This window comes from Pontibacter rufus (genome assembly GCF_015694705.1).
Lineage (GTDB): Bacteria > Bacteroidota > Bacteroidia > Cytophagales > Hymenobacteraceae > Pontibacter > Pontibacter rufus.
The window spans coordinates 157,334-183,170 of sequence record NZ_JADQDR010000001.1; the positions used below are offsets into that span (position 1 = coordinate 157,334).

The window sequence follows — 25,837 nt, forward strand, 5'->3', positions numbered from 1 at the left end:
TCTTTATTAGACGTTGGATGTCAGACACAAGATGTTAGATTCTCTTGAAAACATAAAGTAGGATATGTATTCCGGTATTGTAGGGACAGTCGCGACCTGTCCCTACAATACCGGAATACAACAAAAAACTCACAGGCCTGAAAGACACTGTGAGTTTTGAAAATCGTGATACGAATATCAGAATACGCTAAGCCTTCACTGGTACTCCCAACAGCTCGCGAACTGTATTTTCGATGGCTGCCGGGTCGAAACCGGCTTCTTTCTGCAGTTCTAATTGGGAACCATGCTCGAAAATGGCATCCGGAATACCGAGGCGTTTTACCTGTGCGGTGTAGCCGTTGTCGACCATAAACTCCAGCACGGCGCTGCCGAAGCCACCCTGGAGGCAGCCGTCTTCTACGGTTATCACTTTGTCATACTTGCTAAAGATGTGGTGCAGCAGTTCCGCATCCAGTGGTTTGGCGAATCGCATATCGTAATGGCCGGGCGTAATGCCTTCGTAGCGTAACTTCTTGCAAACATTCACGGCGTAGTTACCGATGTGGCCAAAAGTAAGTATAGCCACTTCTTCGCCTTCCTGCATCGTGCGGCCTTTGCCGACTTCAATCAGTTCGAGCGGTGTGCGCCAGTTGGGCATCACGCCTTCGCCCCGCGGGTAGCGGATGGTAAACGGTCCGGCGCCATCCTGCGAGGCGGTATACATTAGGTTGCGCAGTTCCTGTTCGTTCATAGGGGCAGATACCACCATGTTGGGCAGGCAACGCATAAAGGCAATATCGTAAGCACCATGGTGGGTAGGGCCGTCGGCACCGGCAAAACCGGCTCTATCGAGGCAAAAAACCACGTGCAGGTCCTGCAGGCAAACATCGTGTACCACCTGATCATAACCGCGCTGCATAAAAGTGCTGTACACGTTGCAAAATGGCACCAGGCCCTGCGTGGCCAGTCCGGCCGAAAAGGTTACCGCGTGTTGCTCGGCAATGCCCACATCAAAAGCACGATCGGGCATGGCTTTCATCATAATATTAAGCGAGCAACCGGACGGCATGGCCGGCGTAATACCCATTATCTTCGGGTTCTGTTCGGCCAGCTCTACCATGGTATGGCCAAACACATCCTGGTACTTGGGCGGCTGTGGCGTATCATAGTGTTTTTTGTAGATTTCGCCCGTAATCTTATCAAAGGTGCCAGGGGCATGCCACTTGGTTTGTTCTTTCTCGGCCAAGGCAAAACCTTTGCCCTTGGTAGTAACACAATGCAGTATTTTCGGACCTGAAATATGTTTTAAATCTTCCAGTACCGATACCAGATGATGGATATCGTGCCCGTCTATCGGGCCGAAGTAGCGGAACTTCAGGCTTTCAAACAGGTTGCTTTGCTTGAGCAGGGTCGCTTTCACGCCACTCTCTACCTTAGATGCTATCTGCTGCGCATTAGGCCCAAACTTGCTGATTTTGCCCAACACGTTCCAGATCTCATCGCGCACTTTGTTGTAGGTACGGGAAGTGGTAATGTCGGTGAGATATTCTTTCAGGGCGCCTACATTCGGGTCGATACTCATGCAGTTGTCGTTGAGCACCACCAGCAGGTCGGCGTTGGCGACACCTGCATGGTTAAGGGCTTCAAACGCCATGCCGCCCGTCATCGCGCCGTCGCCGATTACGGCAATGTGGTGGCGGTTGTACTCGTGCTTATACTTGGAGGCCACCGCCATACCCAGCGCTGCTGAAATAGATGTGCTGGAATGGCCTACGCCAAAGGTGTCATACTCGCTTTCTTTGCGCTTGGGAAAACCGGAGATGCCGCCATACTTGCGGTTGGTATGAAAAATGTCGCGGCGGCCCGTTAATATCTTGTGCCCGTATGCCTGGTGTCCTACATCCCATACCAGCTGATCGTAAGGGGTATTATATACGTAATGCAGCGCCGTAGTAAGCTCTACCACGCCCAGACTAGCCCCAAAATGACCGCCATGAATGGAAACAACATCAATGATATACTGCCTTAGTTCCTGGCTCACCTGCAGCAACTGTTCCGGCTTTAGTTTCCGGAGGTCGTCAGGGGTATGAATAGAGGCAAGCAGCGCTCCGGGTTTAACAAGCATAAAATTGTCTTTATAGACCTCTAACAAAAAAAAGCGGCCAAAGTTTATAATGCACGGAATTGTACTTTTTAAGCCGGACCGTAAAGTTAATAAAATAAAAAAAGCAAGCGTATCTTTTAGCTGCTTTCTCACTTGCGCACGGCAGCAGCCAGGCTGTAAAGTATACAAAAGGTATGTATAGCCCTGGTTTTACACTGCGGAGGCACAATAAGCTGGCAATAAAAGCCGTTGCCCCGACAGGACATGTAAGGTTATACTTTGGCAAGGCGTAAATGTTCTGAACGATGCAAGGTATGCCTTGGGCTACGGTAGGGACAATCTGCTTAAAATAAGTAATTTTGTAGCCGGGCTATACGTTGCCCGGCAAAAGGAACTATACTTAATCTTCCCTTCTGTCATTCTGAAAGGAGCCTGGTTGAAGGGCGGTTAAGCTGTAGCTATGTATAGATAAGCTTTTGTGGCTTGCCAAAAAGATTCTTTCAGAATACCAGAAGGATGGATGCAGATGAGGGCATGTAAAAAAGCAACAGAGAGAAAATTTGAGAACCATTTAAATAAAGACTTTATACCCTGTTTATACTTTTATTTATACCGGATTTACGCAGCCCTGCTACTTAAATACGTCCAGCTGTTTTAATATTTATAAAGTGAGTTTCGAAATTAAATTACCGTTATTTGAAGGACCGTTCGATTTATTGCTCTTCTTTATTGAGCGCGATGAACTGGACATCCACGACATTCCTATTTTCCAGATTACGAACGAGTTTATCGGCTATATCCGCCAGCTGGAGCAGCTCAACATCGAAGTAGCCAGCGATTTTATACTTACTGCCGCCACGCTGATGCGCATTAAAGCCAAAATGCTGCTGCCGCGCACCGAAAAAGATGAGGAAGGCAACGAAATAGATCCGCGCAAGGAGCTGGTGCAACACCTGCTGGAGTATAAAAAGTATAAAAGTGCGCTGCCCGAGCTAATGATCATGGAGGAGCAGCGCCTGGCCCAGGAGAACCGCGGCAACATACAGGCAGAACTGCAGCAGATAGCCAACGCCAACCACTTCGAGTATGAATTGCAGGATCTAAGCCTTTATAAGCTGATGCGTGTGTTTGAAAAGGTGATGGTGCGGTTTGAGGAAGAGCAGAACCGGCCCAAGCATACCGTAATCACGTATCCGTATACGTTGGAGGAGCAGCGCGACATTATTCTGCGGATGGTGCAGCAGCGGCGGCAGGTAGCTTTCTCGCAGCTTATTTCGGAGTTCCCGGATAAAATAGGCATGATTTTCAACTTTCTGGCTATTCTCGATATGCTGCAGCTGAACCTGATTGATGTAGAAGTAGGCGAAGGCTTCAATGACTTTACTATTATGCAGGCCGAAGGACAGGCAACACAGGTAACGCAACTGCTGGTGGAATAAACGGTAGCACAAAAATCAGGCATTTAGCCAACATTTCACACTCATTACCGAATAGTTAATAGCTTTGCGCGCCCGCGCCCTTGTTGGCAAAGCTGAAAAAGCCGCCGCAGCAAGCCTTAACACTTACATGGACCAGAACAAGAAGACCATACTTAAAAGCTTTAGCCCTGTTAAAATCCTGCTACCAGTACTGCTGGGGCTGGCCGCTACGGCGTGGCTTTTTATCAGAGACAACAAACTAGATGACCTGAAAGGTATATCGGAAGCGCACTGGGGCTGGCTGCTGGCCGCTGTGGTGGTGCTCATTATCCGCGATGCCGGCTACATGTACCGCATCCGGCATCTCACCAACAAGTTCCTGACCTGGCGCAACAGCATCGACGTGATCATGCTCTGGGAGTTTGCTTCGGCCGTTACGCCTTCAGTGGTAGGTGGCACCACGGTTGCCACCATCATCCTGAACAAAGAAGGTATTCCGCTGGGCAAATCGCTGGCTTATGTGATGTTCACGGCGGTGCTCGATAACATGTTCTTTATACTTGCCGCACCCATTGCGCTGCTGCTCACACAAGGGCAGGTGTTTCCTACCTTCGGCCTCGATGCATCGGATGTGGCGAAGCTGCAGTCAGCTTTTTATATCAGCTACAGCCTGATTGCCGTGTATACTTTTGCCATGATTTATGCGCTGTTTATTAAGCCACGGGCATTTAAATGGTTGTTGCTGAAAATTACCTCCTGGCGCCTGTTGCGGAAATGGCGCGTCAGTGCCTTCCAGCACGGCAACGAGATTATCTGGGCCTCGGAGCAGCTCAAAGGCAATACTTTCGGTTATTGGGCCAAGGCTATTCTGTCTACCATCTTTGTGTGGAGCGCCCGTTATTTCCTGCTCAACTGCCTCATCGCTGCCTTTGTAGACGTAAGCCTGAGCGAACACCTGCTCATCATTTCCCGCAACCTCATTTTCTGGATTGTGATGCTGATTGCCATTACGCCGGGCGGCGCCGGTATTGTGGAAATGGCTTTCCCGAGCTTCTTCGGCTTGTTTCTGGGCAGCTTCAGCAGCATTGTGGTGGTGCTTTACCGCCTGATTACGTATTATCCGTACCTGCTGCTGGGCTCATTCTTCCTCCCCAAATGGATTGCCAAAGTATTCGGTCATCATCCTAAAGAGAGCGAAGTACCGGTATAATTATAGCGGCAGAAGCCGAAAGGCATCGGTTTATACTTGTGGTGGCAGAGATTTATCCTTCATAAGTATGAGGCACTGCCACTACAAGTATAAAACAATATCAGCCAACAATACCACAGCGCTATACTTTGTTGCCCCGCTAACTAAAGCAAAGAAAGACAAGCCGTATTATGCTTTGCGGCTTGTCTTTCTTTGCTTTAGTGCGTTCCTGTACCTGGTTTAAGGATTTATACTTCCTGCGTATAGGCCGGCTTTCCCAGCCTTCTTAAAAACAGAAAGCCGCTGATACCAGATAAAAGCGAGGCTGCCAGGATAGAGAATTTAGCTTCGGTGTGCAGCGCCGGCTCGTTGAAGGAGAGCAGGGCAATAAAAATAGACATCGTAAAACCAATGCCCGCCAGCAGGCCCAGGCCCAGCACGTGGCGCCATGTAACACTTTGCGGCAGCACGCTAATGCCCAGCCTGGCAGAGAGCCACGACAAAAGCGTAATGCCCAGTGGTTTACCAATAAAGAGTCCCAGAATAATGCCCAGTCCCAGGGGGCTGGTCAGTCCGCTTACCATTTCAGGCGCAAGCTGTATATTGGTGTTAGCCAAAGCAAACAGGGGCATTATCAGAAAATTGACGGGCTTTGTGAGGGCATGTTCCAGCTTTTCCAGGGGAGATTCTTTTGTACCCGGTGTGGTAGGAAGTGTGAAGGCTGTCAGTACGCCGGCTACGGTTGCGTGCACGCCGGAGTGATGAACAAAATACCACATAAAAATTCCTGGCAGGAGGTAAAAGAACAGGTTCTTAACGCCCAGCAGGTTAAAAGCTATCAGCAAAGCGAAAGCAGCGCCGGCATACATAATATAATTCAGCTGGATATCGGCAGAATAGAAAATGGCAATTACCAGAATGGCGCCCAGATCATCTACAATGGCCAGCGCTGTCAGAAACACCTTCAGGCCCTTGGGGATTTTGTCGCCCAATATAGAAATAACTGCGATGGCGAAAGCTATATCGGTTGCCATTACAATGCCCCAGCCATTTGCTGTATTGGTGCCACTGTTAAGCAGCATATAGATAGCAGCTGGCATCAGCATGCCGCCAATGGCAGCAAAAACAGGGAGCGTCGCTTTTTTAAAGGAAGATAATTCCCCTTCAACCAGTTCACGTTTAATTTCCAGGCCTACCAGCAGAAAAAAGACAGCCATCAGGCCATCGTTAATCCACAGCAACACTGGGTATCTTAGCGCCACGTTTTCTGAGCGGTATCCAATTTCAGAGGAAAGTAAGTGTTCAAATTCATCTCCTAACGGAGAATTGGCAATGAGCAGCGAAACCGCCACACAGGCAATAAGTATAAAGCCACCGGCAGTACCGGATTTAAAGAAGTTACGGAAAACGGTAAGGTTAATAAGTCCAGACATCAGTATTTCAAATTACGGCTTATAAGCAGGAATATTTTTAAGATAACAGGTACTTAGGTAAGCACACAGCCTTTCCGGGACTCTTACGAGCGTTGGTTATTTGTTTACAGCAAGCCCCGGCTGTGCTTTAATGCCTGTGTCTGCCCCGCCACGTGTGCCTAAACAAGTATAGCATACGGTGTATTTGGTTTGCTGCACGGTGCAGCGCAACGACATAAACTGAACACGGAGAACAATTCTTTGTTTTATTATTTAACTTAACCTTACGTAGTTGCCGGTGCTAACGCTGATAAATCTATCACCTCCTGCAGGATAATTATAAATTGGGCGGGGCGCATGCTGAAAGGGCCACGAAGCAGATAATAGCACACCAATTAAGGCTGCTGCCGGTATGCCGCTAAAGCTTTTATTTTCGTTGCTAAAGCCCGGTGTCCGGCGCAATACCGTGTCGCAGAAACTAATTTTATATCCGGCAAACACATTTAAGCTATGAAAGCTATACTAATAGGCGGCGGAATAGGAGGGTTGTGCGCAGCCATTGCCCTGCAAAAGCAAGGTATAACTGCCACGGTATATGAAGCTGCGCCCGAACTTAAACCTGTAGGCGCGGGCGTGGGACTGGCGGCCAATGCCATACAGGGCCTGCAACGGCTGGGCGTGGCTGCAGAAGTAGTGGCGCGCGGCAAGCAACTCACGGCACTGGTGATGTTTGATGGCGCAGGTAACGTTATCAGCCACATGGACACGCAGCCCCTGAGCCGTAAGTATGGCATCAATAACTTTGTGATTCATCGTGCTGATTTGCACGAGGTGCTTCAGCAACATTTGCAGCCTGGCTCGCTGGTGCTGGGCCAACGTTGCGTAAGTATAAACCAGCACAACGGGCAGGTGCAGGCAGTTTTTGCAGACGGCACGCAGGCTACCGCCGATTTGCTGATCGTCGCCGATGGTATTAATTCGGTGGTACGGCGGCAGCTTTTGCCAGACAGCCGCCCGCGGTATGCCGGTTATACCTGCTGGCGGGCCGTGATAGAAAATCCGGGAGTTGAGATAAACAAGATGATTTCGGCGGAAACCTGGGCGCCGCAGGGCCGTGTGGGTATGGCGCCGCTCAAAGGAAACAGGATTTACTGGTACGCCTGCATCAATGCGACCGCCAATGATGAAGCCATGCGCCGGATAACGCCCGACGCCCTGGCTGCGCACTTTGCCGGCGTGCATCCGCCTGTACAAGCCATACTTGCCGCCACCAAACCCGAACAGCTTATCTGGAACGACATCCATGATCTGAAGCCTTTAAAGCAGTTTGCTTTCGGGCGGGTGTTGCTGCTGGGTGATGCGGCCCACGCTACCACGCCCAACATGGGCCAGGGCGCCTGCCAGGCCATTGAGGATGCCGTGGTGCTGGGACAGTGTCTGGGGCAGGAAGCAGACATAGCTGCAGCCCTGAAAAAGTATGAAAAACGCAGAATGGCCCGTACCGCTAAAGTTATCCGCTTGTCTAGGTTGCTGGGATGGGTGTCGCAATGGCAGCATCCTGTGCTGGCGGGCTTTCGCAATGTTGTTTTCCGTTTAATGCCGAAGCAGATAGACCAAAGGCAGATGGAAGACCTGTACCGGGTAGACTTTTAGCTAAAATTGTGCTATATTCCGGCTATACTTCGTCTGCGGCGCGCTAAAACTACCTGCGGGCGGTATCGGTAACCGACTTTACCTGACTGATTACAAGACAAACTTATGCTGAAAAAACTGCTGTTCTTCCTGTTCACATGTTCACTCCTAAGCTGCTCTGACAGCAACGGCGAGCTGCTTGATAAACTGCAAACTGCCGTTACCACCGGTGAGGCCGGCCCCAAAGGGTATAAAGTTGTGTCGATGGAGAAGCTTACTGATTTTGAATGGGATACGCTCTATTACTTTCAGGAACTGACCAATGCAAATTACATGAGTGAGGAAATTGGCTTTAGATGGAACGGGCCCGAAGTGCCCAACCTGCACCACAGGCTCCTGTTTGTAAAGGATGGCAAAGTCGCGTCGTTCGTGGATTATCCTTACCGCGATTTTCCGTTGGTAGTGTATGGCTGCAACGACAACAGGTGGATATACCCGCGCAGCAGCACCGATTTCGCCACTTTTAAATACTGCAGCAGCGGCGACACCGCCACCTATACTTTTATACCTGTAACCTGCGTAGAGAACCTGCGGGAGCTAATCGGGAAAAAATGCCCGGACGAGGCCGTAGCGGCAAAAGCAGAGTAAGGGGCTCTTCTTAGCTGGCGCAAGGGTTAAGCGCAGCGTCACTTGTGCCCATATATGCGTGTAAGTCTTCGGACTTACGTAGCGGAAATTCCGAAGGCTTGGTGTATGGTAGTGGTTCACTGAAGTCTGAAGACTTCCTGCCATGTGAAAGCACAAGTCCCGCTTCGCTAAAGACTTGCGCTATGGAGCTTGGGGAGTTATGTTTCAATTTTCGAATCAAAGCCACGCAAGAGTAAATAAGGATAATTGCCCCATAAAGTATAAGTTCTATCTAAAGTTAACATAACTAATTTCTTAATCTCCCGCTGTTTCATATATCTTAATCCACCCAAATAAAAAATGGGGACTTCTTAAGTCCCCATTAAATAATCTGCCGATGCACGTGTTAGGTGCGGCATCACACTCCTGTTATTTACCAGTTTGCTGGCCAGGTGACTGTGTTGCTGGTGATGGCGTGGTTGGTTGTGGTTTGTAAATAGCGCCAGTAGCAAAGTCTATAACAGCACCGGGCCAGAACAAAACAATGTCAGCAATCAATGCGCCGGCACGAACCTCCCGTTGCGGCTGTCCTGCAAGTGGTTTGGTTTTTTGATAGTCGTTAACAGGACCTCCGAATACAGTTGCGCAACTAGATACTGAGGCAGCAAGAAGCACAAATGCAGCGGCTTTAGTAAATTTTTTCATGTTGATGTTGTGTAAGTTTGTTGGTTAATTACAGAGCGAAATATTCTGATATTTATATATTAAAACAAACTTATATTCGCTGTTTATTTTAATGCGCAATTGTACTTGCAACTCATCAGATTCGGCAAGAGCGCGCATGCATCAACAAACAACTAGCAATCAACAACTAACAACCATCAGCCAATCTACACCAACCCCTTCTCCACCAGATATTCGGCAATCTGTACGGCATTGGTGGCGGCGCCTTTGCGCAGGTTATCAGCCACAATCCACATGTTCAGCGTGCGGGGCTGCGTTTCGTCCAGGCGTACGCGGCCAACCAGCACTTCGTCTTTGCCGTGTGCGTCCTGCGGCATCGGGTATTGCAAGTTTTTTACATCGTCTACTACTTTCACCCCTTCCGTCTCATCCAAAATGCGGTATACTTCGTCCAGCGTAAAATCCTTTTCAAACTCTACGTTCACCGACTCCGAGTGGCCGCCCATCACGGGTATGCGTACCGCCGTGGCTGTTACCCGGATCGAATCGTCGCCCAGAATCTTCTTCGTTTCCAGCACCATCTTCATTTCCTCTTTGGTGTAGCCATTGTCCAGGAACACATCAATATGAGGCAGCACGTTCAGGTCTATCTGGTAAGGGTATGCTTTGTCGCCCGTCTTGCCGGCACGCTCGTTCATCAGCTGGTCTACGGCCGCTTTGCCCGTGCCCGTTACCGACTGGTAGGTGCTCACCACAACACGTTTCATGTGCAGTTCTTCGTGCAGCTTGTTCAGGGCTACCACCATCTGTATGGTAGAGCAGTTCGGGTTGGCTATAATCCTGTCGTCTTTGGTCAGTTCTTTGGCATTAATTTCGGGCACTACCAGCTTTTTGGCCGGGTCCATGCGCCAGGCCGAAGAGTTGTCGATAACCGTAATGCCGGCTGCGGCAAACTTAGGCGCCCATTCTGTAGAGGTGCCGCCACCTGCCGAGAAAATCGCAATTTGTGGGGCGGCGGCAATGGCGTCCTGCATGCCAATCACCTTCAGCTGTTTCTCCTTAAACGACAGTTTCCTGCCCACAGACCGCTGCGAAGCAACCAACAACAACTCTGTTACCGGAAAATTGCGTTCTTCCAGCACTTTCAAAATTTCGCCGCCAACCAGCCCTGTGGCGCCTACAACTGCTATTTTCATCAATCTTAATGTGTTAATTTGATAATGTGTTACGGTGTCGATGCGTGATACAGGAATGTGAAGCTGTTAACTTTCTAACGCCATTCAGCAGCATGCATACCCAAAGCAGTCCGCTACTCGTAATGTTTCTGGAACTTACAGCAGCGGCCTGAGCTCACAGTGTCTTTCCGGCCTGTGAGTGTCTGAACAGGATGCTGTCCCTCACGCAAACGCAATTTCGTAAGTTTTCAGTAAAACACCGCCTATGAAACAAAATTTACTAAAAAACCTTACAGAATTTGCTACGGCAGCAACAGCCCGAAAGTATAAAAGGTGCAGTTTTGGTTTGTATGGGGTTAAAACCGGTATTGCAGCTTGCTTGCTTTTCCTGCTCCCGATTGTTGCCACCGCCCAACCGAACAAAACTTTCTCCGGCGGCAACCATGCCGAAGCTGTTGTATGGCCCGGCTATAATGAACTGCTGATTACCGAGATAATGGCCGATGAAACGCCAGCCGGTGGCCTGCCCGAACAGGAATATATCGAACTCTACAACCCGACTGATAAGGTGCTCACCCTGGCGGGCATCCGATACGCTGATGCGACTTCCGCTACAACGCTGCCGGAGGTGGAACTGCTGCCGAAGGAATATGCGGTGGTTGTGCCGAACACGCAGGTAAATAATTTCAGCCAATATGGAAAGGTTATCGGCATCAGCAACTTTCCGGGCCTGAACAACAGCGGCGAACTGCTGCAACTGCGCCGGCCTGACGGACAGCTCATTTATGCTGTAAACTACAGCGCAGCCTGGTATAAGGACAATGGAAAGAAAGATGGCGGCTGGAGCCTGGAGATGGTAGATGTGGCCAACCCCTGCGGCGGCGCAGAAAACTGGACGGCTGCCACCCACCCGGATGGCGGCACACCGGCGCAGGCCAATTCAGTTGCAGCCTCCAACCCTGATAATACGCCGCCTATACTTACAGATGCAGCGGCTATCGCGCCGGACAAGCTGTTACTCACTTTCAGCGAAAAGCTGGACAGTGTGCAGGCGGCAAGTATAGCTGGTTACAACGTCAGTCCGGGTATAACCATAGCGGGAGCGCAGGTGCCGGGACCGCTGTTTACGGAGGTTATACTTCAGCTGGCCACGCCGCTGCAGGAAAACCAGCTTTATACTTTAACTGTCGCAAGTATGGCCGACTGTGCCGGAAACCTCAACTCTCAACCCTTGCAGGCTACTTTTGCTTTGCCCTCTGTGCCCGCGCCCGGCGATGTGGTCATCAACGAGATCCTGTTTAACCCGCGACCCGGTGGCACCGACTTTGTGGAGCTGGTAAACCGCAGCGGCAAGTATATTAACCTCCAGAACTGGCAACTGGCCGGCGGCGACAGCACCAGCAACGCGAAAACAATAACGGCAACAAATTATATGCTGGCACCTGGGCAGTATGTGTTGCTTACCTCTAATCCAGGAAATATTAAAACCAACTATCCCGCTGCAAAAGAAGAGGCATTCCTGGCGATGGCAGCTTTGCCCGCTTACCCGGATGAAGCGGGGACAGTGGTGCTGCTTCAGCCAGATCGTGCGATAGCCGATCGGTTCGGGTACAACGAAGAAATGCACTTTGCCCTGCTGGACGATGTAAACGGCGTGTCGCTGGAGCGGGTGCGGCTGGACGGAGCAAGTATAGCCGGGAATTTCCACTCAGCGGCGACCACGGTATTGGCCACGCCCGGTTATCAGAACTCGCAGGTGCAGGGCGAGGTGCAGGCGCAGCAAATATTTGAGGTAGCGCCACAGATATTTTCTCCGGATGGCGATGGCTTTGAAGATTTCACCACGATCAATTACAAGGCAGATAAAGCAGGCCAGATCGCCAACATCACTATTTTTGATGCGCAGGGGCGGGAGGTCCGGAAACTGGTGCGGAATGAATTACTGGCTGCCGGAGGCTTTTTTCAGTGGGATGGCTTGAGAGCAGACGGTTCCAAAGCGGCTACAGGTTATTATGTGTTTTATATCGAGCTCTTTGGCTTAAACGGGGAGAAAAGCCAGTACAAAGCGAAAGTGGTACTCGGCGGACAACTATGAGCTTGTACGGCAGATAAGTATAATCTGTAAAAAGAGATGTGAGAGGAGTGAATATGTAAGTATAAACAGAAGCCGGAGAAAGGTTTGATTCTTTCTCCGGCTTCTGTTTATACTTTGATTAACATCAATTCAGATAGCTTTTGCCTGTTTTCCGGCATATAAGTACCAGAACATTGATGCTTATACTTTTAAATCTCCTGCTAAAATGTTTTTAACCACGGAAGCGCAGATTCCAGCATAGGCCCATAAGCATCTTCGTGGGTGCCGTTTTCGATAGGAATAAGTTTCGTTTGCTTGGCGCCCTCTGCCAGAAAACGTTCGTACGTTTTCTTTGAGTTTTGGTATGGGATAATAATGTCGGCTGTGCCATGGTAAAGGCGGGTAGGACTTTGCGGCGCCCAGTCTGTAAAGCTGTTGGCCTGCAGGGCATCCTTTAGCTGCAACTCTTTGCTCTCGTCTTTCAGGCCTTCGTAAAAGGTCGGGTTGAAGAGCTTTTTGGGATCAATCGGAAGCTGCTCGTTGATGGTATTGCCGTTGTTGATACCATTAAAAAGCGTGGGTATTTTAGAAGCATAAGGCTCCTGGAAGAAATCCGTTAAAGGGCGATCCCAGTCATTGGTGTTGTTGTAAGCCTGCAGCAAAAAAGCGAAGGATGCCGGAAAGTAATAAGGTTCGCCGGAAGTAACAAGCCCAAGCAGCGAGGCAACGTCATAGCCGCCGGCGCCGGCAGCAACCGCCGTTACCTCCAGGTCGTGCGCGGGGTTTGTTTCTATCTCTTCCTGCGCAGCCAGCGTTACATAGCCGCCCTCAGAGTATCCAATCAGAAACAGCTTGTCATTTAAGGCGACATCCTTTTCCTGGCAAAAAGTTTTAGCTGCTTTGATCATATCCACAACAGCAAGGGCAGAATGAAGCTGATCGTAGTAAGGGTGCAGCACAGACGCAGACTCACCATAACCAATGTAATCCGGCACAAGTGTAACATAACCTGCTGATGTCAGGAGCTCCTGCTCCGAAATGCCGCTGTAGTTAGACGGGGCCTCCTCGTTAGAGAAAATAGTGGCGTGCTGCATACTTATTATAGGAGCAGGTGCATCCATGTGCGGGATACAAATCAGGCCCGAGGCTTTTATCTGCTCACCCTTGTAGGTGGTATAATAAACCATTTTATAGGTAGATACGCCATACTTTGCATCATTTCTGAAGAGTGCATACTGTTGCGAGGACGCCAGCGACTGCAATACGCTCAGGGAAGCATCGGCCTTGAGCTGCGATGAAATATAAGCATCTGTTTCGGGAGTGGTGGTTCCTGCGTCCGGAGCCGGATCTTTTGTGTCGCAGCCGGTGCCGGCCAGTGCAAAGCTCATTATCAGGATATAGGTAAAGAATGATTTTATCACAATGTTCATGAATAAGGTATAGGTATAATACGACGTAAATATATTAATATTGTTATTTAAAACAGTATTATTTCGCAAATTAATTAAAATTGCTACGGGGTGCAAGTTCGTTACAAAGCTGCTGCTTCTTTAAGTAGGCCCTTTTACGTTCAAAGTTTTACTTTAGATAACAAAGCTGTTATCTTGCGCCAATTTTTTCTTCTATATTATAAAAAGCTGTTTTAAGCTTTCAGGATTATACTTCGGTGCAAGAAACAATTTACCTGTGCCTGTTTGCTTTTCTGGCAGGCTTTATAGATTCGGTGGTAGGCGGTGGCGGACTTATTCAGTTGCCGGCACTTTTCATCTTTTTGCCCGGCGTGCCGGTTGCCATGGTGTTTGGCACGGGCAAGCTTTCCTCCATTGCAGGCACCGGCTGGGCCATGGTGCGCTATGTGCGCAGTGTTAAAATCAATTACCTGGCCATACTTCCGGCAGCAGCAGCGGCGTTTGTGTTCTCGTTTCTGGGCGCCCGGGCCGTAGCGCACATCAATGCCGACCTGCTGAAACCAATTATTCTGGTATTGCTGGTGCTGGTAGCCATTTATACTTTCATCAGGAAAGATTTTGGCTCACTGCATGCGCCTAAACTCACAGTTGCGAAAGAAACGCTTTACGGGGTGCTGATAGGTATGGCTATTGGCTTTTACGACGGCTTTTTCGGGCCCGGCACCGGCAGCTTTCTCATCTTTATCTTTATCGGTATTTTCGGGTTTAACTTTCTGGCTGCTTCAGCGGCAGCGAAGGTCGTGAATGTGGCTACCAACCTGTCGGCGTTGCTATACTTTGGCTTTAAAGGCTATATTCTATACGAGGTGGCTGTTCCGATGGCGATTTGCAGCATGATAGGCTCGCAGCTGGGCACGCGCACGGCGCTACGGTGCGGTACAGGTTTTGTGCGCGTGCTGTTCCTGGTGGTGGTTACGGGCATCATCTTTAAGTTTGCTTACGATACCTATGGCTCCGGCGGCAGCGACTTTGCCCTGCTGCTGACTTCGGTGCAGGAGTGGTTTGGTAGTAAAGGATAAGGAATACGTCAAGTTGCCAGTGCAGGCAGAATGCTGACGGAGTATAAAAGTATAAGGAGCAGGAACGTCGCTAAGTTACCCGTTCCTGCGCCTTATAAAAAGCTCATCTGTCAGAAGCTTTGAATCCACGGGATCACTGACCGGAGCATGGGCTCAAAAGCGGTGCCGTGTGTACCTTCCGGTATGGGAATGAATTTCAACTGCATTGCCCCCTGTGCTGCAAAGCGCTCGTAAGTTTGCTTCGAGTTTTCGAAAGGTACAATCTCATCGGCTGTGCCGTGATACAGGCGTGTCGGGCTCTGCGGCACCCAGTCGTAAAAGCTGTTTGCCTGCAGCGCCTGTTTCAACGGCAACTCTCCGGCAGGCTTTTGCAGCGCCTCAAAAAAGCCGGGCGAAAAAAGAGTTTTCGGATCAGTAGTCAGTTGCCTGTTGATGGCGCTGCCGCCATTTGTGCCATCAAAGAGGTTGGGCAACCTGGAGGCATAGGGCTCCTGGAAAAAATCAGTTAAAGGGCGGTTCCAGTTGCTGGTGTTGTTATAAGACTGCAGCACATAAGCCAGGTACGACGGGTACGGGTAAGGCTTGCCGGCAGTCACCCCGCCCAGCATCGATACCAGATCGTAGCCGCCTGCCCCGGCTGCCGATGCGGTTACCTGCAGCCCATGTTCGGGGTGGGTTTCAATTTCCTTCTGGGCAGCCAGCGTTACGTATCCTCCCTCTGAGTAGCCTACCAGAAACAGCTTGTCGCTTAGCGGGATGTTTTCCTTCCGGCAGAACGACTTGCCTGCTTTTATCATATCAACCACCGCCAGGCCCGAGTACTTCTGGTTATAGTAAGGATGAAAAATGCCTGCGGATTCCCCAAAGCCAATGTAATCCGGGATAAAGGTAACGTAGCCGGAAGAAGCAAACAGCTCGAACCCGGAAAGATCGGTGAAATTGGTAGGCGCCTCTTGCTGGTTAAAAATGGTGCCGTGCTGGGCGCTGAGCACAGGCGCCGGTTCGCTGATTCCCTGGGGCACGCAAACCAGGCCCGAGGCTTTTATTTCCCTGTCCTGGTAGGTGGTATAATAGACGATTTTATAAACATCTACGCCATACTTTATTTCGTTGCTGTAGGCGCCAAAGCCTTCTGAAGCAGCAATCGAGCGCAGCATGCTTTGCGGTACGCTGGCAACAAGCTCCGACGACACCAAGTGTTCTTTGTCCTGCGCTATCTCTACTCCCATAGGCGCTACAGCTTCTGGCTGGCAGCCGAATCCGGAAAGAAGGATACTAAGAAAAAGGCAAATGGTTAACATTTGTTTTATCACGATGGGGTGTTGTGTTATTTTGCATTTTAACAATAGGAGTGGCCGAGAAGTGCCATGCTGCCCGGAAAAATAAATTAGGGACAAAACACGTTTCTTATGTTGTTGCAGCCGCCCCTCTTGGGTAAACTTTAGTGTTCTGAAGCGGCGGCGCAACTGTCCCATAAATCCTGTACCTTTGCATCCTGCCGCTGGCTTACGTATAGTATAACAGCAGTTAAGTATAAACGCCATCGCCATGAAGTTCGACGATTACCGCATCTCTGACGAGATCAAGAGAAGCCTCAGCAAGCTTAATTTCATAAAGCCCACCGACATTCAGTTTAAGGCCATTCCGCCCATTATGAAAGGGGAGGATGTGCTGGCCATTGCCCAGACTGGCACCGGAAAAACAGCTGCTTTCGCTATTCCGGTGCTCGACAAGCTGCAGTTCGGCAAAAACCGGCGGCGCGAGGACGGCATCAAGTGCGTGGTGATGGTGCCCACACGCGAACTGGCGCTGCAGATTACGGGGGTATTCGAGCAGATTGGCCGTGGCACCCGCGTAAAAACGTTTTGCGTGTCCGGAGGTGTGGAGCAGGGGCCGCAGATAGCGCAACTGGAAGCCGGCATAGATATACTGGTAGCTACGCCCGGCCGCCTCTTTGACCTGGTAAGCCAAGGCTATATCCGGCTGGAGCGCGTGGAAATCCTGGTGCTCGACGAGGCCGACCACATGCTGGATCTGGGCTTTATACACGATATCCGGCAACTGATTACGCGCCTGCCGCGCCAGCGCCAGACACTGTTCTTCTCGGCCACCATCAACGAAACTATCAAAGAACTGGCCTATTCGCTGGTAAACAAGCCGGTGCGCATCCAGATTTCGCCGAAAGACCCCGTGGCCAAAAATGTAGATCACTCGGTGATGTATGTGGGCATGGACGACAAGCGCTACTTCCTGGAGCGCGTGGTTAAAGAGAACCCCGATAAAAAGATACTGGTATTTGTGCGCACCAAAGTACGCGCCGAGCGGGTGCAGAAGGCCATGGAGCGCGTGGGTATCGAGAGCATTACCATACACGGCGACAAAGACCAGAAGGATCGCAACGAGGCCATGAAAAAGTTCAGGAGTGGTGCCGTAAAGCTGATGATTGCCACCGACGTAAGCGCCCGCGGCATAGACATACCGGGTGTGGACTACGTGGTGAACTATGACCTGCCCGAGCAGCCTGAGAACTACGTGCACCGTGTGGGCCGCACCGGCCGGGGCAAAGAGCATGGCATTGCTGTATCTTTCTGCAGCCCCGAAGAGCAACCGATACTGGATGAAATACAAGAGTACCTCACCAAAGACATTAAGGTGCTGGCTGTTGACAAAGACGACTACGAAGCCACCATCGACTTCTCGCCCGAAGCCAACCACGACTGGCGCGCCCTGCTAAAAGAAGCCGAAGAAACCGAGGCGAAAGACAAAATTGACAGGAACAAACGCGCTAAGAAGAAAGCGAAGAAAAAGAAGTAGCGGTTTATACTTGATGGCACAAGTATAAACCGCTGCTAATGATAGGCGAAGTATGAATTCGCTTGAATGCAGAAGAATGCAACTTATGCAAGTTCTCGCAATAAACATGCTTTCGGGTTGCAGATTCCTAAAGAGCAGGATACATAGAAATCCGGCAAAACACCTCCTTAACAGTGCAAGTGTTTAGCAATGTGCTACCTGTGCTATCACATAGAATGCAACCTAATAACATAGCTGGCGCAAGTGTTAGACGAAGTGGCACTTGTGCCTTTCCATGCCGGCAAGTCTTCAGACTTGTGTGAACCATTTTTTGAATTCTGGCGAATCTATCCTTTGGATGTTAACCCAAAGCAAGCTTATACTTGCCTTACCCGCAGTCATACTTCCGCAAGTCTGGAGACTTGCTATCACGTATAAGCACAAGTGGCGCTGCGCTGAACACTTGCGCTAGCTCAATAACTACAAACTAAGCACAACGAAGAAAATCACGTTCATTACGATTAATCATATAAATCGAAGATTTATACAAAGGGTGTTGCAAGTATAAATGCGATACCTATACTTCACTCCTTTATTTTCTCCAGCATACTTTCCATCCAGAAAATCAGGAACAAAGCTACCAGGTTAAGGCCGATGAATTTCTGGCCGGTGTCGGTGCCGAAATCAAACTGGAAAGAAGAGAGGGCCACGCGAAACTTGAAAGTCCAGGAGCCAACCATATCGAAGCCGAAGCCGATGCGCAGGCCCGACACGTACTGAAAGCCATAGCTCCCGAAAGTAAAGTATACCACCTGCAGTATTTGGTTTACGATGGAGAATGAGAGGCCGCGGCGGGCATTCCGGAACAGCAGGCGGCCGCAGAGTATGGAGAAGATGTACAGCCCTGCCGCAAAAATAGAAGCACGTAAAATGGGTTGCGTGATAGATATTCCGCCGCTGAAGAGTATCCACAGCATAAGCGTTATACCCAGCAGGCCGCCCATTATCTGGTAAATGGCCAGTGCTTTTAGTTGCTTCTTTGTTTTGTTATCCACTGCTTGTATTGTCGGGCTTGAGGAAGAAATGAGGATTCCTCGTTTATAATCTTGGAGGGGCAAAGGTAGGTAAATTAATAAAGTTTGATGAAATACATCGCGCCAGGAGCAGACGCAGTAAGTATCAGGCGGGAGGTTACGAATTTACACGTCATACATCCCTGAAAAACAACTTGGTCAGTTTATAAAACAGATTGCGGTTGTTGGCTATCAGGCGGTAACCCAGTTCAAACACTTTACCGGCCAGAGGCACACGGTGATAAATTTGATTCCAGGTGCCGGTACCGCCAATACGCAGTAACTCAAACACGGCTGCTGCCGCTTTCAGTCGCCGCCCATCTGCCGTAATCAGCCAGACGGAGCGCTGAAACTGTGCCTTGCTTATTCCCTCGAAATTATCCGGTACTTCCTGGTAAGGCACGTAATTTACCTTGCCGGCTGTTTTCCGCTTCCATCTGTTAACCCAGTATTTGCAGAAGCTGCAGTCGCCATCAAAAATCAAAATCGGAGGATTGGCCATGGTAGCAGAAGTATAGGTTTGTTAAAGGTAAATACCGCTGATAGCTGGTTTTGTTTTGCCGGTTTATCCTTCAGGCAATATGCTGCAGGCTGCTAAGCCCCAGCGCCCGCAGCACAGGCAGAAGAAAGCGTTGCGGGAGTAATTTTTGATTGTAAGAATTTTATCATATCTTAATCGTAATTATCTCATTATGCCAGGTATAGCTTTACGTTAAGGCCATGACGATGCGGTTAAAACAGCAGTTGCTGCAGTTTATGAAGCGGAACATTTACCTGACGGAGGCCGTGCTGTGGGTAGCCGGAATAGTGGCGCTGGCGCTGATGCAGCCGGAGGGAGATCATCTCTTCAGCCTGTGTCCGCTTAGTTGGATGGGGTTTGACTTTTGCCCTGGTTGCGGATTAGGGCATGCTGTGAGTTTTTTGCTGCACGGGCAGTGGCAGGCTTCGTGGCAGGCGCACCCGCTGGGCTTGCCGGCGCTGGTGCTGTTGCTGCGCCGAAGTATAAACCTGGTGCGCTGGCACTTTGCTTTTCATCTGAAACCAACTTCAAAACAAACCTATACCCATGGCTAACATTTTATACCTGATGCCCGACCTGGAGCCCGACGAAATGGCCTTTGTGCAATCGTTGGTGCAAGACATGCCCGATGCGGAGGCCCAGCAATTTGCCAACATTTACCGCGCCCGCCGCAAAGAACCACAGTTGGTGCTCGTCACGGCAGCCATCGGCCTGGTGGGTTTTGCCGGTATTCACCGGTTTCTGCTGGGGCAGATTGGCATGGGCGTGTTATACTTCTTCACGGGCGGCCTTTGCTTTATCGGCACCATCGTCGACCTGATAAACCACAAGCGCCTGGCCTACGAGTACAATGTAAAAGAGGCACAACAAGTTGTAGTGATGATGCACGGCTATAGATGACAATAAGTATAAATGACCTCGGTCCTGGCAGCGTGCGCAGCTCCTGCGATTGTCTGGACTAGGATTTACAGGATTTCAGGATGAACAAGATGTATAAAGTATAAATTTTGGAAACAAGGCCAGAATTGTTTTTAAGCAAAGCCTGTTAATCCAAAATCCTTTAATCCTGAGAATCATAGTGCTGACAATAATGCTGCTAGCTAACAAGACACTTGCAGGAGCTGCGCACGCTGCGAGGTCTTTAATCGAGCTTTATAAAACTGCTGCGGTAGTGTTGGGTGCTATTGTAGAGGTGTACTACATAAAGCCCGGCCGGCAATTCTGTTACTTTTATACTGAGCGTTGTTGCCTGCTGCGGCAGCCGGGTTTGCTTTACCAGGCGGCCGGCAGTATCGTAAATGTTGGCGGTGGCCGGGGTAAAATCCAGCTGCGCGATGTTCAGCATGTCGGAGGTGGGGTTTGGATAAAGTATAGCTGGCTCCTGTTGCGGTACTTCCAAAATCGGATTCTGCTGATTTTGCAGCACCTTCAGCAATAACCAGTGATTTGGATCTACTTCAATGCTGGTTACTTGCGCTTCCAGGCGTATCAGGTAAGTTTCGTCAGGTTGGTTTTGCGCCACGCGGATGGTGGTGTCGCCGGCGATGGTATGAATGAGGTATTCCACATCAGTTTTAAAGAAAGGCGTTGTACTGCTGCCGGTTTGCTTTGCCGAGAGCAGCACAGAGTTGCCTTGCTGGTTCCACTCCACGGACAGCAGCGGATGCCCGTAGCCCGCATACCACTGGTTAAAAAAGTAGCCCAAATCCATGCCTGTTGTTTCCTCGAACACGCGCTGCAAATCCGGCGTTGTGGCGGTGCCGCCGCCAAACTGCTGCTGATACGTGCGGAGCGCCTGAAAGAACAGCGCATCGTTGTTGATGGTAAAGCGCAGCATGTGTATCACGGAAGCTGCTTTTTTATAGGTGAGTCCATAATAGAAAATACGGCTGACATTGGTGGTGTCGGACACCTGCACCGAACTGTTTATGCCTCCAAAAGCATACACATGTGCATTTTCCATCCAGTTAACTGCCTGATCGGGCCTGAATTTTTGCAGCGACAGGTATTCTCCATAAGAAGCAAAGCCTTCGTTCAGCCAGATGTCCTCCCAGGAGCCGCAGGTTACGTTGTCGCCAAACCACTGGTGTGCCAGTTCGTGTGCCGTGAGGGTAAACTCGAAGGTGCTTTGCGTCGTCATGGTCTGGTGCTCCATGCCGCCGCCGATGGGCGCCATGCTGTGGCCATACTTTTCGGCATCGAAGGGGTACAGCGTAAACAACTCGGAATAATACTCGATAAAAGGCCCCGTCATGTCCATTTCCTCCTTAAACTTATCTATGGCGCCTCCCTTGTATACATAGTTAACAATGGGAATGGGCGCTGTCGCACCTGCCGGATTGGCATAGGTAACATACTCATCGTAATCAGAAACCGCCACAGAGATAAGGTAATAAGCAATCGGGTAGCGCGATTTCCATTCGTAGCGCTTTTTGCCGTCCGGCAAATCCACGGTACGCGCCAGCAGGCCATTAGAGCCAACCCTGTTCTCAGCACTGGTTGTTACAAACACATGTACTGAGTCCGCTTTATCGGTAAGCACCTGTTTGGAGGGCCACCACTCGTAAGCCGCATAGGGTTCGCTCAGGCTCCAGGTTACCTGGTTGCCCCAGGTAGGTTCGGTGTCGCTGCTGAACCCGTTGCCGATAGCAGCACTGGCTCCGTTGGGCGCAGTGCCTTTGTAAGTAATTGCCACAGAAATTTTATTGCCATCAGGTATAGCCGGCGCAAGCGCAACAGCCACTTCGCTACCCTTACGGGTAAAAGGCTGCTGGCTTTGGCCATTTACGCTTACATCTTCAATGGTAAAGTTGGGGTGCAGTTCAAACGCAAAAGCGCTGAGGCCACCAGCCTTTGCTGTGGCATTGATTGTTACGGTGCCGGCAATATGGGTGCTGTTGCGCTCCAGTGCCAGATCCAGTTTATAGAAAGTAACATCGTACTGGTTCATCAGGCGCTGGTGCTCCGGCGACACCACGGCCGTGCGACGGGCAGCGCTGAGGCGGCTCAGCGCGCAGGAGTTTATACTTTGGGCATGTGCAGCAACAGTGTGCAGGCTGCAGAGCAGTAACAGGCAATAGTATAAATTTTTCATAGATGTATAAAGTAAGGCATTATGCCGGCAGCCCACACACAAGATACCGGTTTTTACAGTTTAAGTATAAGGTTGGGTCAGGTAAAAAAAGCTGTGTAAGTACAGGGAAGTATGAACGGGTATGATATTGCATACCAGATAAGGTTTTTAGAACAGCACAGATATAATTATTTTAAAATGTGGTTCCTCCTTGCAGAATATCAGGTGCATGCAGTTGGTGCTGTGGTACTTTGAACTATAGCTGCTATATCGTGCAGGGGTATCATTTGGGGCTTTTTGTTGCACTATAGGATTATACTATAGTAATATGAAAAGTATCTAACTAAATATATTTTTATTTAAATGTTATTGGTGCCGATAATCTAATTATATTTGGACAGACAACAATTAACAACTAACCAAAACAAGTATTTAGTATGAAAAGAAGTCTACTAATTTGTTTTGCCTTGATGTTTGCCCTGCTGCAACAGGCGCTGGCACAAAGCAAAACAGTGTCGGGTACAGTAACCGACCAAGCCACCGGACAGGGATTGCCGGGTGTTTCCGTTATTGTGAAAGGTACCACTGTGGGTACGGCTACAGGCGGCAATGGATCTTATACCGTTAATGTGCCGGAGAGTGCCTCCACACTGGTGTTCAAGTACATCGGCTATGCTACAAAAGAAGTTCCTGTCGGAAACCAGAGTGTCGTAAATGTTGCACTGGGTGTAGATGCAGAGCAACTCGGCGAAGTAGTAATTGTAGGTGCGGGTGGTATCGAGCGCCAGGCGAAAGAGCAGGGCTATACTACCACCACCATCGCTACCGAGGAATTGACGCAGGGTAAAACACCAAACATTGCTTCAGGACTTACCGGCAAAGTAGCCGGCTTGCAGATTAATGCAGTAAGCAGCGGCGTGAACCCCAACGTGCGTGTTACGCTGAGAGGTAACCGCTCTTTAACAGGTAACAACGAAGCCCTGATAGTGCTGGATAACGTAATTGTTCCGAACACAGTATTGGGTAACCTGAACCCGGAGGATGTTGAAACCATTACCGTGCTGAACGGTGGTAATGCCGCCGCCCTTTATGGTTCTGACGCATCTAATGGGGCCGTGCTGATTACGACCAAAAAAGGTATAAAAGGCGTAACCAGGATCAACCTGTCGCACACCACTACTTTTGAGGAAATCAGCTTCTTCCCTGATTTACAGAACCAGTTTGGTTCCGGTTCTTCTACCGGCGAACAGGTGTACATTCCTTTCGAAAACCAGCAGTATGGCCCTGCTTTCGACGGCTCTATGGTTGAAATTGGCAAGCCGCTGGCCGACGGTTCTATCCAGACGGTGCCTTACACTGCCAGAGACGACAAGTATGATTTCTGGGAAACAGGTTTAAGCAACCAGACAGACTTCTCTATTTCATCAGGCAGCGATAAATCCACGTTTTATGCATCCGGCCAGCGCCTGGATGTGAGCGGTACCACACCGGAAGATAAGTACAACCGTACGTCTGTGCGTATCAACGGCACGCATGAGTTAAGTGATAAATTTAATTTTTCGTTTAATACAAATTACACGCAAAACTTCTATGATATCACCAACCAGACAGCCAGCATTTATGATGCCCTGCTGCAAACGCCGGCGCATATTCCGCTTTTAGATTACAAAGACTGGCGAAACAACCCTTTCGCAAACCCGAATGGTTATTACAATGAGTATTATGATAACCCGTATTTCCTGATTGATAACAACCGCCAGGAAACGCGCAATAATTATATCATAGGTAATTTTGAACTGAAGTTTGCGCCGGTCGAGTGGCTGGAGTTTACAGGCCGGGCGGGTGTAACAAGCAGAAACACTACTGAAAAAACAACAGCAGGCAAGTTTACGCTGACTGACTATACAAAAGAAATTTCGTCCAGTAAAACGGATATTGCCGGTGGCGTTGGCGACTACAGCCTGGCTACCACACAGCTTAACTCCGACTTCCTGGCACAGATTAGAAAGGATTTCAACGATTTCTCTTTGAATCTGATTTTGGGAACCAGCATCCGGAACAACTATAGCAAGTTTATCTCTATTTCAGGAAACGGTCTGGTAAACCCCGGTTTATACAACATCAGCAACCGCGTTGGCGAGCCAGGTGCTTCTGAAGCAAGTTATCAGGCACGCCAGGTAGGTGTATATGCCGATATGACCATCGGGTTCAGGGACTATCTGTTCCTGCACGCAACAGGCCGAAACGACTGGGTTTCTATTCTGGCACCGGAGAACAGATCTTTCTTCTACCCGGCTATAGATATTGCTTTTACCGCCACAGACGCCATCCCTGCATTGCAGAACAGCAGTGTTATCTCGCTCTTAAAAATCAGGGGCGGTGTGTCTAAAGTAGGACAGGTAAACCTGGGTTCCAGAACCAACTTTGGGGCTTATTCGCTCGAGCCCACGTTCCTGCCAACAGGTGGTTTTCCTTATGGCAGCTTAACCGGCTATTCGTTGAGCAATTTACTCGTGTCTGCTGACCTGAAGCCTGAAATTACCACTGGCTATGAATTTGGTTTTGATGCGGTGTTCTTGAACGATGTTATCTCAACTAAATTTACTTATTACAAGACAAATACCACTGACCAGACGGTTACGACAGGTGTATCAAAAGCAACAGGTTTCTCGGCTTACCTCGTAAACTCCGGCGAAACCGAAAACCAGGGTGTAGAAACAGCCTTGCACATAAGCCCGATAAGCACCGAAACATGGAGTGTTACAATAGGCGGAAACTATACTTACCAGGATGGCAAGGTTCTTTCTATCTCTTCAGACCTGGATCGCCTTCAGTTATCTTTCGGCGGTGATGCGCAGGTATATGCCGTAGCAGGCGAGGCCTTCCCGGTATTACTCGGCACAGATTACGTGCGTGATGATCAGGGAAGGATTATTGTAGACAGGATTTCCGGCTACCCTACACAAAATCCTGAATTGCAGATTCTGGGCTCTACTGAACCCAAGCACCGTTTAGGTCTGGACATGGAAGTGCGTTACAAGAATTTCCGCCTTACTTCTTTGTTTGAGTACAGAGGAGACTATGTAAGATATCATGATGGTGGTGGCTCGTTCGATTTTTCCGGATCTTCTGCCAGAAGCGCGCAATATAACCGCGACCGTTTTGTGATACCTAATTCATCTTACCTCGATCCGGAAACAGGCGAATATGTGGCAAACACAAACATTACTGTTGCAGATGGCGGCGCCGGTTTCTTCGCCAACGGCGACAGGAACCTGAACGTAGCCAGCAACTTTGTAACCAGCGGCGAATACTGGAGATGGCGCGAGGCTTCGCTGGAGTATGAGTTGCCACAGGCATGGCTGGCAAGCACCGTTAAGTTTGTAAAAGCAGCTTCTGTCAGCATCCAGGCCCGTAACCTTAAACTGTGGCTGCCTGATTCTAACCAGTACTCTGATCCGGACTACAGCTTTGCAGGAAGCGAAAGTAATGCCATCGGTATAACAACGCTGAGCCAGACACCGCCAACACGTTATTATGGCGCTACGGTTTCAGTATCATTCTAATTAGTAAACAATCATTGTTAAAATATAATC

At 49.6% G+C, this 25,837-nt stretch carries 19 protein-coding genes; 10 read left to right on the top strand and 9 right to left on the bottom strand.

Features of this window, described 5'->3' with window-relative positions; genetic code table 11:
• Positions 1 to 187: 187 nt before the first annotated feature.
• Positions 188 to 2,104, bottom strand: a complete 1,917-nt coding sequence (dxs, locus tag I2I11_RS00710; RefSeq protein WP_196265748.1) for a 1-deoxy-D-xylulose-5-phosphate synthase — start codon at positions 2,102 to 2,104, stop codon at positions 188 to 190.
• 647 nt (positions 2,105 to 2,751) lie between these two features.
• On the opposite strand from dxs, the gene I2I11_RS00715 reads away from it, so the two are divergent.
• Together I2I11_RS00715 and I2I11_RS00720 are read left to right on the top strand one after the other, a co-directional pair.
• Positions 2,752 to 3,522 (top strand): segregation and condensation protein A, encoded by a 771-nt coding sequence (locus I2I11_RS00715; RefSeq protein ID WP_196265749.1) that lies wholly within the window; start codon positions 2,752 to 2,754, stop codon positions 3,520 to 3,522.
• Between the two features lie 127 nt (positions 3,523 to 3,649).
• The gene (locus I2I11_RS00720; protein WP_196265750.1) at positions 3,650 to 4,711 is read left to right on the top strand and encodes a lysylphosphatidylglycerol synthase transmembrane domain-containing protein; all 1,062 of its coding nucleotides are present in this window, start codon (positions 3,650 to 3,652) and stop codon (positions 4,709 to 4,711) included.
• A 227-nt stretch (positions 4,712 to 4,938) separates the two neighbouring features.
• Here the strand turns inward: I2I11_RS00720 and nhaA are convergent, their stop codons facing one another.
• On the bottom strand, positions 4,939 to 6,123 hold the full coding sequence (gene nhaA, locus I2I11_RS00725; protein ID WP_196265751.1) for a Na+/H+ antiporter NhaA: 1,185 nt from the start codon (positions 6,121 to 6,123) through the stop codon (positions 4,939 to 4,941).
• A gap of 489 nt (positions 6,124 to 6,612) precedes the next feature.
• On the opposite strand from nhaA, the gene I2I11_RS00730 reads away from it, so the two are divergent.
• The gene (locus tag I2I11_RS00730; protein WP_196265752.1) at positions 6,613 to 7,755 is read left to right on the top strand and encodes an FAD-dependent monooxygenase; all 1,143 of its coding nucleotides are present in this window, start codon (positions 6,613 to 6,615) and stop codon (positions 7,753 to 7,755) included.
• A 105-nt stretch (positions 7,756 to 7,860) separates the two neighbouring features.
• Positions 7,861 to 8,382: a hypothetical protein gene (locus I2I11_RS00735; RefSeq protein WP_196265753.1), complete on the top strand. Its 522-nt coding sequence runs from the start codon at positions 7,861 to 7,863 to the stop codon at positions 8,380 to 8,382.
• A 408-nt stretch (positions 8,383 to 8,790) separates the two neighbouring features.
• Here I2I11_RS00735 and I2I11_RS00740 read toward each other — a convergent pair whose 3' ends face one another.
• The gene (locus tag I2I11_RS00740) at positions 8,791 to 9,066 is read right to left on the bottom strand and encodes a hypothetical protein (protein ID WP_196265754.1); all 276 of its coding nucleotides are present in this window, start codon (positions 9,064 to 9,066) and stop codon (positions 8,791 to 8,793) included.
• Positions 9,067 to 9,251: 185 nt separating this feature from the next.
• On the bottom strand, positions 9,252 to 10,241 hold the full coding sequence (locus I2I11_RS00745; protein WP_196265755.1) for an aspartate-semialdehyde dehydrogenase: 990 nt from the start codon (positions 10,239 to 10,241) through the stop codon (positions 9,252 to 9,254).
• A 244-nt stretch (positions 10,242 to 10,485) separates the two neighbouring features.
• Between I2I11_RS00745 and I2I11_RS00750 the strand changes: the two genes are divergently transcribed.
• The gene (locus I2I11_RS00750) at positions 10,486 to 12,315 is read left to right on the top strand and encodes a lamin tail domain-containing protein (RefSeq protein WP_196265756.1); all 1,830 of its coding nucleotides are present in this window, start codon (positions 10,486 to 10,488) and stop codon (positions 12,313 to 12,315) included.
• A 200-nt stretch (positions 12,316 to 12,515) separates the two neighbouring features.
• On the opposite strand, the gene I2I11_RS00755 is transcribed toward I2I11_RS00750, so the two are convergent.
• The gene (locus tag I2I11_RS00755; protein WP_196265757.1) at positions 12,516 to 13,724 is read right to left on the bottom strand and encodes an alpha/beta fold hydrolase; all 1,209 of its coding nucleotides are present in this window, start codon (positions 13,722 to 13,724) and stop codon (positions 12,516 to 12,518) included.
• A 236-nt stretch (positions 13,725 to 13,960) separates the two neighbouring features.
• Here I2I11_RS00755 and I2I11_RS00760 point away from each other — a divergent pair, with 236 nt between their 5' ends.
• Positions 13,961 to 14,782 carry a sulfite exporter TauE/SafE family protein gene (locus tag I2I11_RS00760; RefSeq protein WP_196265758.1) on the top strand — a complete coding sequence of 274 codons (822 nt, stop codon included), beginning with the start codon at positions 13,961 to 13,963 and terminating at the stop codon, positions 14,780 to 14,782.
• Positions 14,783 to 14,892: 110 nt separating this feature from the next.
• On the opposite strand, the gene I2I11_RS00765 is transcribed toward I2I11_RS00760, so the two are convergent.
• Positions 14,893 to 16,011 carry a lipase family protein gene (locus I2I11_RS00765; RefSeq protein ID WP_230679817.1) on the bottom strand — a complete coding sequence of 373 codons (1,119 nt, stop codon included), beginning with the start codon at positions 16,009 to 16,011 and terminating at the stop codon, positions 14,893 to 14,895.
• A gap of 319 nt (positions 16,012 to 16,330) precedes the next feature.
• On the opposite strand from I2I11_RS00765, the gene I2I11_RS00770 reads away from it, so the two are divergent.
• Positions 16,331 to 17,596, top strand: coding sequence for a DEAD/DEAH box helicase (locus I2I11_RS00770; protein ID WP_196265759.1), 1,266 nt, complete (start codon positions 16,331 to 16,333; stop codon positions 17,594 to 17,596).
• 563 nt (positions 17,597 to 18,159) lie between these two features.
• On the opposite strand, the gene I2I11_RS00775 is transcribed toward I2I11_RS00770, so the two are convergent.
• Complete coding sequence (locus I2I11_RS00775; RefSeq protein ID WP_196265760.1) at positions 18,160 to 18,630, bottom strand: hypothetical protein; 471 nt, start codon at positions 18,628 to 18,630, stop codon at positions 18,160 to 18,162.
• 151 nt (positions 18,631 to 18,781) lie between these two features.
• The gene (locus I2I11_RS00780) at positions 18,782 to 19,150 is read right to left on the bottom strand and encodes a thiol-disulfide oxidoreductase DCC family protein (RefSeq protein WP_196265761.1); all 369 of its coding nucleotides are present in this window, start codon (positions 19,148 to 19,150) and stop codon (positions 18,782 to 18,784) included.
• A gap of 218 nt (positions 19,151 to 19,368) precedes the next feature.
• Here I2I11_RS00780 and I2I11_RS00785 point away from each other — a divergent pair, with 218 nt between their 5' ends.
• Positions 19,369 to 19,722: a DUF2752 domain-containing protein gene (locus I2I11_RS00785; RefSeq protein WP_230679818.1), complete on the top strand. Its 354-nt coding sequence runs from the start codon at positions 19,369 to 19,371 to the stop codon at positions 19,720 to 19,722.
• Positions 19,715 to 20,068 carry a TM2 domain-containing protein gene (locus tag I2I11_RS00790; protein ID WP_196265762.1) on the top strand — a complete coding sequence of 118 codons (354 nt, stop codon included), beginning with the start codon at positions 19,715 to 19,717 and terminating at the stop codon, positions 20,066 to 20,068. Before I2I11_RS00785 ends, I2I11_RS00790 begins: the two co-directional genes overlap by 8 nt.
• A gap of 241 nt (positions 20,069 to 20,309) precedes the next feature.
• Here the strand turns inward: I2I11_RS00790 and I2I11_RS00795 are convergent, their stop codons facing one another.
• The gene (locus I2I11_RS00795) at positions 20,310 to 22,262 is read right to left on the bottom strand and encodes a M1 family metallopeptidase (RefSeq protein WP_196265763.1); all 1,953 of its coding nucleotides are present in this window, start codon (positions 22,260 to 22,262) and stop codon (positions 20,310 to 20,312) included.
• Between the two features lie 416 nt (positions 22,263 to 22,678).
• Between I2I11_RS00795 and I2I11_RS00800 the strand changes: the two genes are divergently transcribed.
• A complete protein-coding gene (locus I2I11_RS00800) occupies positions 22,679 to 25,807 on the top strand; it encodes a SusC/RagA family TonB-linked outer membrane protein (RefSeq protein WP_196265764.1) in 3,129 nt (1,042 codons plus the stop codon).
• The last annotated feature ends 30 nt before the right edge of the window (positions 25,808 to 25,837 follow it).